This window comes from Streptococcus sp. zg-86 (assembly GCF_017639855.1).
Taxonomy (GTDB): Bacteria; Bacillota; Bacilli; order Lactobacillales; family Streptococcaceae; genus Streptococcus; species Streptococcus zhangguiae.
In genome coordinates this window covers 1,084,402-1,095,289 of the sequence record NZ_CP072115.1, presented here as the reverse complement: position 1 = coordinate 1,095,289, position 10,888 = coordinate 1,084,402, and the positions used below count along the sequence as shown (strand labels likewise).

Genomic DNA, 10,888 nt, shown 5'->3' with positions numbered 1-10,888 from the left:
GAGGTTTGTCTACATTCTGAGACTATATGTCAAGTCTGGTGTTTTTTCTTGCATTTTTTACAGACTTAGTTGTGAGTAGAGTGAGGACACATCCATTTTCTTAAGTCTAGCTTCTGGAGAGAGTGGCAATGTTTATGGTATACTGGTCTTATGATTGATTTGAAGAAATATGGCATTGAAATGTGGCCACAAGAAAAGATAGTAGCCTTTCGCAAGGCTCTACTGGACTGGTATGATGCTCATAAGCGAGACCTGCCTTGGCGCCGTACCAAGGATCCCTATGCTATCTGGGTGTCAGAAATTATGTTGCAGCAAACACGCGTTGATACGGTCAAACCTTATTATGAACGCTTTTTATATCACTTGCCGACCATACAGGATTTGGCGACAGCACCTGAGGAAGTCATTTTAAAACTCTGGGAAGGTTTGGGCTACTATTCACGAGTACGCAATATGCAAGAGGCTGCCCAGCAAATGGTATCAGATTTTGAAGGCAGATTTCCTACCACCTATGTAGGCATTGCGAGTTTAAAAGGAATTGGCCCCTATACTGCTGGAGCTATTGCTAGCATTGCCTTTGACTTACCAGAACCAGCTGTGGATGGGAATGTCATGCGGGTTTTGAGTCGCTTGTTTGAAGTAGATTATGATATTGGCGTGCCTGCGAACCGCAAGATTTTTCAGGCCATGATGGAAGAATTGATTGATCCAGAAAGACCGGGGGATTTTAATCAAGCTCTGATGGATTTGGGGTCTGATATCGAATCTCCTACTAATCCCAGACCTGAAGAAAGCCCAGTTAAGGATTTTAGTGCGGCCTATCTCAACGGAACCATGGACAAATATCCGATTAAGGCACCCAAGAAAAAGCCGATTCCAGTTACTTATCAAGCCTTTATTATTCGCAATGAGAAAAACGAATTTTTGTTAGAGAAAAACCAAGAGTCTAACTTACTGGCAGGATTTTGGTCTTTTCCTTTAGTGGAGAAAGCTGAGGCAATTCCTCCGCAGCTCTCTCTTTTTGAAGTTGCAGAAGCTAGTCCGCAAGTAGATGTCAGACAGGAATTTCATAAAATCTACCCATTAGAAGTGGAGTGGCAATCTGAAAGATTTGCTCCTGTGCAACATATCTTTAGTCATCGCAAGTGGCAGATTGAATTACTAGAAGGAATCGCAATAGCAGGCTTTCTTCCAAAGAATCGGGAACTCCAGTGGATTTCAGTTGAGGATTTTCATCGTTATCCCTTTGCTAAACCACAGCAAAAAATGTGGAATAGTTATCTGGCAGGTAAGCAAGAAAGAAAATAGAAAACCTTTTTTTCTAGCATATAAATACTTGAAAATGCTTTATAAAAATGATATGATGGGGGTGAAAAAGGGAAAGAGCTTTTGCTGAATGTGAAAGGAGTAGTTACTTACAATTGCTTACAAACTCTTCTCTAAGGAGAAGAAGTAAGGGGAAAAGTCCATCTTGTTTTATCTTATCTAAGCTTGGGGTCCCTTCTTGAACTCAAGCAAAATACATCAAGCTGCCCTATACGGATTACTATAATATGTATAAAGAATCATGCACGAACTATAGAATTTGGTTTGTAATCGAAAGAGATAAGTGTCGATAAGAATTTGAAGGGGAGCTAATAGACCTATAACACATTATCTTATTTTTTTCCAAAATAATCACTTCCTTATTGGTGGACTTTTCCTGATTTTAAGACATAACAAAAAAGAGGCAATCGCCTCTTTTTTGTTATTCTTTCACAAATGCGTTAATTTCTGCTTCAATAGCAGCGATTTTTGCTTCTGCATCAGCCATATCCGTTCCCACAGTTGCAATGTAGAACTTGATTTTTGGTTCTGTTCCAGACGGACGAACGGCGAACCAAGAATCGTCTGTTAAGGTGTATTTCAATACATCACTTGGTGGAGTTGTCAAGGCTGAGACATTACCTTCCTTATCAGTAGCTGTTTGTTCTTGGAAATCTTCCAAGAGGGCAATGGCTGTCTTGTTAAATTCTGTTGGAGCATTGCCACGGAATTTGTCCATAATCTTCTTGATTTCCGCTTTTCCGTCAACACCTGATAGGGTTACAGAAATGGTTTTTTCTGCATAGTAGCCATATTCTTCAAAAATTTGGTCAATGCCATCTGCCAAGGTCAAGCCTTTAGAGCGGTAGTAGGCGGCAATTTCAGCAACAATTAGAACGGCTTGAATGGCATCTTTGTCACGTACAAATGGCTTGATAAGGTAGCCGAAACTTTCCTCAAAACCAAATAGATAGGTATGGTTGTGTTTTTCTTCAAATTCTTGGATCTTTTCTGCGATAAATTTAAAACCAGTCAAGACATTGAACATAGTTGCGCCGTAGCTCTCTGCAATTTTGGTCACGAGTTCAGTTGACACAATTGATTTTGCTAGAGCAGCATTTGCTGGAAGGGTACCAGCTTGTTTGTGGGCTTCCAAGATGTATTTGGCAATGAGGGCTCCGATTTGGTTACCAGAAAGGTTGCGGTAGCTACCGTCTGCTTGGCGAATTTCAACTCCGAGGCGGTCAGCATCTGGATCTGTTGCGACCAAGACATCTGCATCAACTTGACGGCCTAATTCTTCAGCAAGGGCAAAGGCAGATTGACTTTCTGGGTTTGGTGATTTGACTGTTGAGAAGTTTGGATCAGGATTTGCTTGGCTTTCTACGACTTGGACAGATTCAAAACCTGCTTGGGCAAGGGCACGACGAGCTAGCATTTCACCTGTACCATGTAGTGGTGTAAAGACAATCTTCATATCCCGACCATACTCGTTAATGAGGTCTTGGTTGATATTGACATCTTTGATTTCTTTGAGGTATTCGCTATCGACTGCTTCACCGATAACTTCGATGAGATTGCGTTCTTTGGCAGCTTCCAAATCAGCTACAGCAATGGCAAATGGATCTGTGATGTCACGAATATAGTCTGTAAGGGCATCGGCATCAGCAGGTGGCATTTGACCGCCATCTTCACCGTATACTTTATAACCGTTGTATGGAGCAGGGTTGTGACTTGCCGTAATCATGATTCCAGCAACTGTTTGGAGATGACGAACTGCAAATGATAGTTCTGGTGTTGGGCGCAATTCTTCAAAAACATAGGCTTTGATGCCATGTTCAGCAAGGACACGAGCTGCGTCAAAGGCAAATTCTTGAGAGAAGTGGCGAGAGTCATAGGCAATGGCAACCCCTCTATCTTTGGCTTCTTGACCTTTTGATTCGATAAGGCGTGCTAAACCTTCTGTTGCTTGACGCACGACGTAAATGTTGATTCGGTTAGTACCAGCTCCAATCAACCCACGCATACCAGCTGTTCCAAACTCAAGAGACGTATAAAAGGCATCTTCTTTGGTCTTTTCATCCATATTGCGCAAGTCTTCCTGTAGATAGTCAGGAAGCTCTGCATAGTTGAGCCATGCTTGATATTGTTCTTGATATGTCATTGTCATTCTCCTTTTATATAGTATTCTATTAAACGCTTTCATTATATCATTTTTGAAAAGAAAAAGCACGCTTTCACGTGATTTTCGTATTTATTTTTTTGCTTTTTGCAAGGTCGGTACAATAGCCACTGTCAGAAAGGCTGCAATCAGCATTTCTGCAATCGAATTTGTCCCAATAATAGTTGTTAACATTGCTTGGATATTACCATTATAGACAGATGAAAATAGGAAAAAGATGCTTCCTAGAACAAAGACAGTATTGGTCAATGAGCCGATAGCTCCAGAAATGAGAAGGCCTAGTCGCTTTTGTGATAAGCGATAGATAAAGTATGGCGTTACCCCAATCAATATACGAGGAAGAATAGCGACAACCAAAGAATACCATTGCCCGTTTTCAACGAAAGGAGAAAAGAGATAGCTAGTAGGTAAGAGCATAATCGTATTATGAACCACACTCAATATGCCCATCATTCCTCCTAGAGTTGCGCCAATCTTAGGACCATATAGAATGGAGGCAACAATGACTGGGATATGGACAATCGTTGGTTTGATTGGGACTGGCAAAAGATTAAAAATGACAGAGCTGAGAATGTCAATCACAATCATTGTGGCAAAGAAAATAGCTAGGGTTGCAATTTGCGTAGATTTAGTTTGTCTCATGAAGGATATCACTCACTTTCTCTAAAATAACATCAATATCCGCAAGGGCACCAACTCCGACATCACCACAAGCAAGTAGAGATTCCTTCGGTGAAATTTCCTCAAAGCCATACGTTTGCAATCGTTTGAGATTTTCTTGGGTAGCAGGATTGAGGTACATATTGGTATTCATGGCTGGTGCAATCAACTTGGGTGTAGTGCTAGGTAAGGCTAAGGCTACAGCAGTAACAATGTTGTCAGCAAAGCCATAGGAGAGTTTGGCAATCGTCTGGGCAGAAGCAGGTGCTACTAGAAAGATATCTGTTTGCTTGGCAATATCAATGTGCTTGATAGAGCTAGGATTTTCCTCCAACATCACATCTGTATGAACCAAATTTTTGGACAAAGCCTGTAAGGTTAGCGGTGTAATGAATTGGGTGGCAGCAGTAGTCATTAGGACCGTGACGGAGTGGCCTAGTTTTCCTAGTTGGCTAGTTAAGTCTGCTGCTTTATAAGCGGATATAGAACCTGTAACGGCTAGGGTAATACGGGCCATATTATCTCCTTTTCTCCAATAGTTTTTCTATAATCAAGTCAGCTATTTCTTCCTTGGTCTGAGCGGGATAGGCCTGTTCTCTATCGATGAGATAGGCACCGTGTCTAGTCGGACTAATATCCGCTAAATCGTTGGCCAAGATGTAGTCTGCTTGATTTTTTACGAGACTGTCACGGGCTACTTGAAAGAGTTCTTCCTTGGAAACATTGACTAAGAGTTTAAAGCCAATCAGCTGAATCTCGGGATTCCATTTTTTAACCATGGAAATCACCTTTGGTGTCTTTTTGAGGAAGAGGACTTGGTAGCCATCCTTTGATGAAATTTTTCCTTCAGCATTGGTTTTCTCAAGTAGACTTTCGATAGGTTGTGTATTTTTTACTTGGTCAAGACCGGTCATATAAACAGGGCTATAATCAGATACGGCCATGCTATGGATGAGGACATCGTGAGTTGGTACAAGCTCTTCTAAGGTCTGAGCAAGGCTAGCCACATCTGTAATCTCTACAATGGTTAACGTGTTTTGTGGGCTAGGTTTTACAGCTGTTTTAGTGGTGACAAGGGTTACTTCCAATCCAGTTCTCAAGCATTTTTCAGCAATGATTTTTCCTAGATTTCCTGTCGCATGGTTGGTAATAGAGCGGACACGGTCAATCGCTTCACTCGTTCCGCCAGAAGTAATCAAAATTTTCATGTTTTTATTGTACTAGAAAATTGGCTTTAGGTAAAGTTTTAGCAATGAATCGGCTTTCAGAAGTCTTGAATGAAAGTAGTAGAATAAGGGAATGATTTTATCAAAAAGGTTCTTTAAAATAATAAAAACCGAATGATTGAGAAAAGAATATGAAAAAATGTGCGTTTTCGTTGAAATTTTGCTATACTATTTTCATTAACTAGATGGGGGTTGCTATGAAAACAGATATTGAAATTGCACAAAGTGCGGTGTTACAGCCGATTGTTGATGTGGTTGAAAAAGTCGGAATTAGCTATGATGACTTGGAACTATATGGGAAATACAAGGCTAAACTATCCTTTGAAAAAATAGAAGCTGTCAAAGAAAATGAGCTTGGGAAACTGATTTTGGTAACAGCCATTAACCCAACGCCAGCAGGAGAAGGAAAGTCGACTGTGACCATTGGTCTAGCAGATGCACTTTCTAAGATTGGTCAGAAAACGATGATTGCGCTTCGTGAGCCGTCGCTCGGTCCTGTCATGGGAGTAAAAGGTGGAGCTGCTGGGGGTGGCTATGCTCAGGTTTTACCAATGGAGGATATTAACCTGCATTTTACAGGAGATATGCACGCCATTACCACAGCTAATAATGCTCTTTCTGCTCTGATTGACAACCATATTCATCAAGGAAATAGCTTAGGCCTTGATCAACGTAGAATCATCTGGAAGCGCGTGGTGGATTTGAATGATCGGGCTTTACGAAAGGTAACAGTCGGTCTGGGTGGTCCCTTGAATGGCATCCCACGTGAGGATGGGTTTGATATTACGGTTGCCTCTGAAATCATGGCTATTCTTTGCTTGGCAACGGATTTAAAGGATTTGAAAGAGCGATTGGCGAATATTGTCATTGGTTACCGATTTGACCGCAGTCCAGTCTATGTACGAGATTTGAAGGTTGAGGGTGCGCTCACCTTGATTTTGAAAGAGGCTCTAAAACCCAATCTTGTGCAGACGATTTATGGTACACCTGCCTTTGTTCACGGAGGTCCATTTGCCAATATTGCTCATGGCTGTAACTCTGTTTTAGCGACTTCAACAGCGCTTCGTTTGGCAGATATTGTGGTAACAGAAGCGGGATTTGGGGCAGACCTTGGAGCAGAGAAGTTCCTTGACATCAAAACACCGAATCTCCCTAAAGCCCCTGATGCGGTTGTGATTGTAGCGACTCTCAGAGCTCTTAAGATGCACGGCGGTGTAGCAAAAGAACATCTTTCAGAAGAAAATGTAGCGGCGGTAGAGGCAGGATTTGCCAATCTCAAACGCCATGTTGAAAATATTCAAAAATATGGTATTCCAGCAGTTGTTGCCATTAACGAATTTGTCACAGATACCCCAGCAGAAATTGCTATCTTAAAAGAACTATGTGCTAAAATTGCTGTCCCTGTTGAACTGACAAGTGTTTGGGCAAATGGTGCAGCAGGTGGTGTGGACTTGGCTGAAACTCTCGTCAAAACGATTGAAGCACAACCTGCCCAGTATAAACGTCTTTATCAGGCAGATGATAGCTTGGAAACAAAAATTACTAAAATCGTGACAGAAATCTATGGTGGTAAGGGGCTTGTCTTTGAAAAGAAAGCCCGTACGCAATTGGGTGAATTTGCTAAGCACGGCTGGGACAAGTTGCCTGTTTGTATGGCGAAAACCCAGTACAGTTTTTCAGATGATCCAACTGCTCTCGGTGTCCCTGAAAACTTTGACATCACGATTCGTGAATTCGTACCAAAACTGGGAGCAGGCTTCATTGTCGCTCTGACAGGAGATGTCATGACCATGCCAGGTCTACCGAAAATACCCGCGGCTCTGAACATGGATGTGGCAGAAGACGGAACTGCGATTGGACTCTTTTAAAAGCCGTCACCAATTATGTTTTATCGTAAAACTGGGGATTTTCTCCAGTTTTTTGGTATAATACTTTAGATAAAGGAGGAAATAAAAACATGAAAAAGAAATGGTTGAAAATAGCTCTTGTACTCAGCTTATCGGTCGGCGTATTGGCAGGCTGTCAGTCTATTCAGAACTGGTGGAAAAATACCAAGGCAGAGTGGATTGGACTAGATATGACAGTACGGACCTATGATGAAAATTCCCAACTGATTGATCAAATGTCTGGGAAATCCTTATCGATTGCTCGAAATGAAGAGTTTGATTCGGTGGATAGTGAAGGCAATTCAAAGGGAGATAGTTCCGTTTTGAAAATCACCTTGGGCAAATATGAAATTGATCACGTGGGATCATCCTTGATTGCAGTAGAAGATGGCTTAGAAGATATTTTCTTGAAATACCAAAAGAATGCGACCGCAGACGATCAACAAGCAGCAGTTCCAATACTGAACCGCATGGTTTCGAAATTTAAAAACGACTTTACTGGAAAGGCAAAAGTGATTTTGATTCGTTCACAAAATGGCACTCCGCTTGCGACCTATGCGGGCAATAAGGTTTCCTTGTATGCTTCGGATGCACCAAAGACTTCAGAACTGCTAATTGACGGCAAACGCTTGATTATTTATCGTTGTGACTACACCATTTATGACAGGGAGTTGTTGGAGAGATGATGTTAATTCGCACTGCACAGACGACCGATGCGGCAGCTATTCGAGCAATCTATGCGCCTTATGTAGAGAAAACAGCCATTACCTTTGATTTGGAAGTACCGAGTGTGGCGGATTTTGAACAGAAAATCACGCATATTACGGAGCGCTATCCCTTTCTAGTTGTAGAAGAAAATGCCTCTGTGGTAGGTTATGCCTACGCCTCCACCTACTACGATAAAGCAGCTTACGATTGGACGGCAGAATTAACGATTTATCTGGATGAAGAGAAGCGTGGTTCAGGCGTGGGGAGCGCTTTGTACGATGATTTGGAGAGTGAATTGACCCAGCACGGTTTTAAGAACTTTGTAGTCTGCATTTCTCTGCCCAATGATGCCAGTATGGCCTTTCATAAGAAACGTGGGTATGTGCAGGTGGCGCATTTTAAAAAGGTTGGCTACAAATTTGACAAATGGCATGATATTGTTTGGTTACAAAAGAGTTTATTGGAGGAATAAGGATGCGGGTAGAAGAACTTCAAGACCAATTGAAGGCAGTTGCGTCTGCCGAAGAGGCAGAGAAAATGGCGGCCTACCTTCGCAACCAATTTCCTTTTTTGGGTGTGAGAGCTGGCTTACGCAAGAAAATCAGCAAGGAATTTTTTAAGCCTTATCAGAAGAATCCTATTGATTGGAACTTTGTCGAGCAGGCCTGGGATAATCCCTACCGTGAAATCCATTATACAGCAATTGATTACCTGGCTATGAATAAAGGAAAGTTGACACCAGAGGATTTGCCACGTTTAGAATCCTTGATTACAACGCATTCGTGGTGGGATTCAGTCGATGGACTAGATAGAATTGTGGGGGAGATTGCTTTTTCCTATCCCAAAGCCAAGTCTGTTTTACTGGACTGGAGTGTTTCTGATAATATCTGGTTGCGTAGGGTTGCCATTGATCACCAACTATTGCGCAAGCAAGATACAGATACGGAGTTGTTAGAGCAAATAGTGGTCAATAATCTCGGTCAAACAGAGTTTTTCATCACTAAAGCGATTGGTTGGAGTCTACGAGATTATTCCAAAGTAAATCCAGCTTGGGTGAGGGAGTTCCTTGCTAAGTATGAGGCGAAAATGGCGCCTCTCAGCATTCGTGAAGCAAGTAAGTATATATAAAACGGCAATATCTGTTATATTATTGGCATTCAAAAAAAGATATGCCAGAAAATTGGAAAAGATGCAGGAGATACGGTTGAAGTTGTTATTCAGCTGCAAGAAAAAGATAAAAAGTAAGGACTATTCTGCTTAAAAAGATAGAAGTATATCTGGGCGTGTGGTCACGGGCATGAGAAATAGGAGCAGTCAAGTAATTGGCTGCTTTTTGAATATACTCTAGCTAAAAAGTTCTAAGGTTCTGTCAATAATTTTGTGTAAATAGATAGTAGAAAGTTGAACACGTATTTACAAGTATTTTCCGCAAAAATAGTGTATAATACTATTAAAATAAATGAGGAAATCGAAATGAAAACATGGTTGAAATGGATACTTGGTATTGTCGCTAGCCTATCAGTCATCATTGGCGTAGTGGTGTTGGAACAAGTAAATAGACAAGAACAACTAAAACAAGAGATGATGGAGTTTGTTCAGAGTAAGGAAGTTGAGAGGGTTATAGAGAAAATGCTCAAGCGAGAAGATCCTCAAGCCTTGACCGATGGAGGAACTATCAAGAATTATTCTATTATACATGATTCGATTGAGCATAATCCTATGGGGGGAGTGATGTTTGACATCCTCATTAATAGCAACGAGGAATACTCAGTTGGCTTTATCTTGTATAAGGGTTCTCGTGGCGATGTGGAGGTTAGTAGCACAAGCTGGTCAGAAGCTATTATTAACTTGCTAGAAGGAGAAAGAGAATGAGTAGCTATTCCGATAAGTAACATCTAGATTTAGCGCTCGCAGAGTACAAAGGATATAAACTAAATTCGAAAGTCAAGCTTGAAGATGGGACGATTATTGGTCGTGTCTCCGACAAAGTTGACAATGCTACTGGTAATGGAGAACAGTTTTATACGATTACCAATGGGGACGACTGTGTTCCGCCGACTGCATCAGAAGCGCAACGTTCATCTGTAAAAGAGATTATGATTTTAATGAAAGGTTCTACCGAGCCATTAGGTGGAGCTGACTGGGTAACAGATTGGTTTTTAAATGATTTACCTATGGGAGGTCGTATTCTATCGTCAAATAATACAGATGATCCAAGAGCTGATTACATAGAAAGAGGTACGGGGCAATTAAAAGAAGCCGCAAACTACCTAAATAAAATGATGGAGTTATATCCGAATGCTCGAGTAAATCTTTATGGTCATTCACTAGGTTCGATGGATGTTCAATACGCTGTTGTTAGTACAGATTGTTCAGAAGTATATATTACTACTATTCTAGAGTATTTTCATAAAAAATATTGTATAACAGTGTAGTAAAAGAAGAGAGGGAATCGAAATGAAAACATGGTTGAAATGGATACTTGGTATTATCACTAGCCTATCAGTCATCATTGGCGTAGTGGTGTTGGAACAAGTAAATAGACAAGAACAACTAAAACAAGAGATGATAAAAGTGGTGGAGAGTGAGGAAGCGAAAGAGGTTATAGAGGAAGGGTTGAAAAATTTAGATTCCAAATCTTTGACAAAGGAGGGGGTTATACAATCTTACAACATAGACAGAGACTCCATTGAACATAATCCGATGGGGGGAGTGATGTTTAAAATATACGTTAATCATGATTTGGAATTATATGTTTATTATAACATTGAGAAAAACTGGAACACTGGAGAGTATAAATCCTCAGGAGGGGGATATTCAAGTAAGTTGGATGTTCTGCTTAAGGAGCAATAATGTATGAAATCTCAGTATACAAATTAACAGCATCAAGCCATAGCAAAAAGAGAGTACACAGTTTATAA

Annotated in this window: 13 protein-coding genes; 9 read left to right on the top strand and 4 right to left on the bottom strand. The window is 41.0% G+C overall.

The features are described 5' to 3' along the window. The first annotated feature begins 150 nt into the window (after nucleotides 1–150). A complete protein-coding gene (mutY, locus tag J5M87_RS05310; RefSeq protein WP_160463186.1) occupies nucleotides 151–1,308 on the top strand; it encodes an A/G-specific adenine glycosylase in 1,158 nt (385 codons plus the stop codon). 439 nt (nucleotides 1,309–1,747) lie between these two features. Here mutY and J5M87_RS05305 read toward each other — a convergent pair whose 3' ends face one another. The 4 genes from J5M87_RS05305 to J5M87_RS05290 form a co-directional block, all read right to left on the bottom strand. Then, nucleotides 1,748–3,469 (bottom strand): phospho-sugar mutase, encoded by a 1,722-nt coding sequence (locus J5M87_RS05305; RefSeq protein ID WP_154607967.1) that lies wholly within the window; start codon nucleotides 3,467–3,469, stop codon nucleotides 1,748–1,750. Nucleotides 3,470–3,559: 90 nt separating this feature from the next. Then, nucleotides 3,560–4,129, bottom strand: coding sequence for an ECF transporter S component (locus J5M87_RS05300; protein ID WP_154607966.1), 570 nt, complete (start codon nucleotides 4,127–4,129; stop codon nucleotides 3,560–3,562). After that, complete coding sequence (gene coaC, locus J5M87_RS05295) at nucleotides 4,116–4,664, bottom strand: phosphopantothenoylcysteine decarboxylase (protein WP_154607965.1); 549 nt, start codon at nucleotides 4,662–4,664, stop codon at nucleotides 4,116–4,118. Before coaC ends, J5M87_RS05300 begins: the two co-directional genes overlap by 14 nt. 1 nt (nucleotide 4,665) lies before the next feature. After that, the gene (locus tag J5M87_RS05290; protein ID WP_154607964.1) at nucleotides 4,666–5,355 is read right to left on the bottom strand and encodes a phosphopantothenate--cysteine ligase; all 690 of its coding nucleotides are present in this window, start codon (nucleotides 5,353–5,355) and stop codon (nucleotides 4,666–4,668) included. 215 nt (nucleotides 5,356–5,570) lie between these two features. Here J5M87_RS05290 and J5M87_RS05285 point away from each other — a divergent pair, with 215 nt between their 5' ends. The 8 genes from J5M87_RS05285 (at nucleotide 5,571) to J5M87_RS05250 (ending at nucleotide 10,820) form a co-directional block, all read left to right on the top strand. Next, nucleotides 5,571–7,241, top strand: coding sequence for a formate--tetrahydrofolate ligase (locus J5M87_RS05285; protein ID WP_154607963.1), 1,671 nt, complete (start codon nucleotides 5,571–5,573; stop codon nucleotides 7,239–7,241). 89 nt (nucleotides 7,242–7,330) lie between these two features. Beyond that, the gene (locus J5M87_RS05280; protein ID WP_067089964.1) at nucleotides 7,331–7,945 is read left to right on the top strand and encodes a DUF5052 family protein; all 615 of its coding nucleotides are present in this window, start codon (nucleotides 7,331–7,333) and stop codon (nucleotides 7,943–7,945) included. Next, nucleotides 7,942–8,439 (top strand): GNAT family N-acetyltransferase, encoded by a 498-nt coding sequence (locus J5M87_RS05275; RefSeq protein WP_154607962.1) that lies wholly within the window; start codon nucleotides 7,942–7,944, stop codon nucleotides 8,437–8,439. The genes J5M87_RS05280 and J5M87_RS05275 overlap by 4 nt, the downstream gene beginning before the upstream one ends. 2 nt (nucleotides 8,440–8,441) lie before the next feature. Beyond that, on the top strand, nucleotides 8,442–9,095 hold the full coding sequence (locus J5M87_RS05270) for a DNA alkylation repair protein (protein WP_154607961.1): 654 nt from the start codon (nucleotides 8,442–8,444) through the stop codon (nucleotides 9,093–9,095). A 9-nt stretch (nucleotides 9,096–9,104) separates the two neighbouring features. After that, the gene (locus tag J5M87_RS05265) at nucleotides 9,105–9,212 is read left to right on the top strand and encodes a DUF1905 domain-containing protein (protein WP_160463201.1); all 108 of its coding nucleotides are present in this window, start codon (nucleotides 9,105–9,107) and stop codon (nucleotides 9,210–9,212) included. Nucleotides 9,213–9,440: 228 nt separating this feature from the next. Then, the gene (locus tag J5M87_RS05260) at nucleotides 9,441–9,839 is read left to right on the top strand and encodes a DUF1310 family protein (protein WP_154607960.1); all 399 of its coding nucleotides are present in this window, start codon (nucleotides 9,441–9,443) and stop codon (nucleotides 9,837–9,839) included. 224 nt (nucleotides 9,840–10,063) lie between these two features. Next, complete coding sequence (locus J5M87_RS05255; RefSeq protein WP_154607959.1) at nucleotides 10,064–10,402, top strand: lipase family protein; 339 nt, start codon at nucleotides 10,064–10,066, stop codon at nucleotides 10,400–10,402. 22 nt (nucleotides 10,403–10,424) lie between these two features. Then, nucleotides 10,425–10,820: a DUF1310 family protein gene (locus J5M87_RS05250; RefSeq protein WP_154607958.1), complete on the top strand. Its 396-nt coding sequence runs from the start codon at nucleotides 10,425–10,427 to the stop codon at nucleotides 10,818–10,820. Nucleotides 10,821–10,888 lie beyond the last annotated feature (68 nt).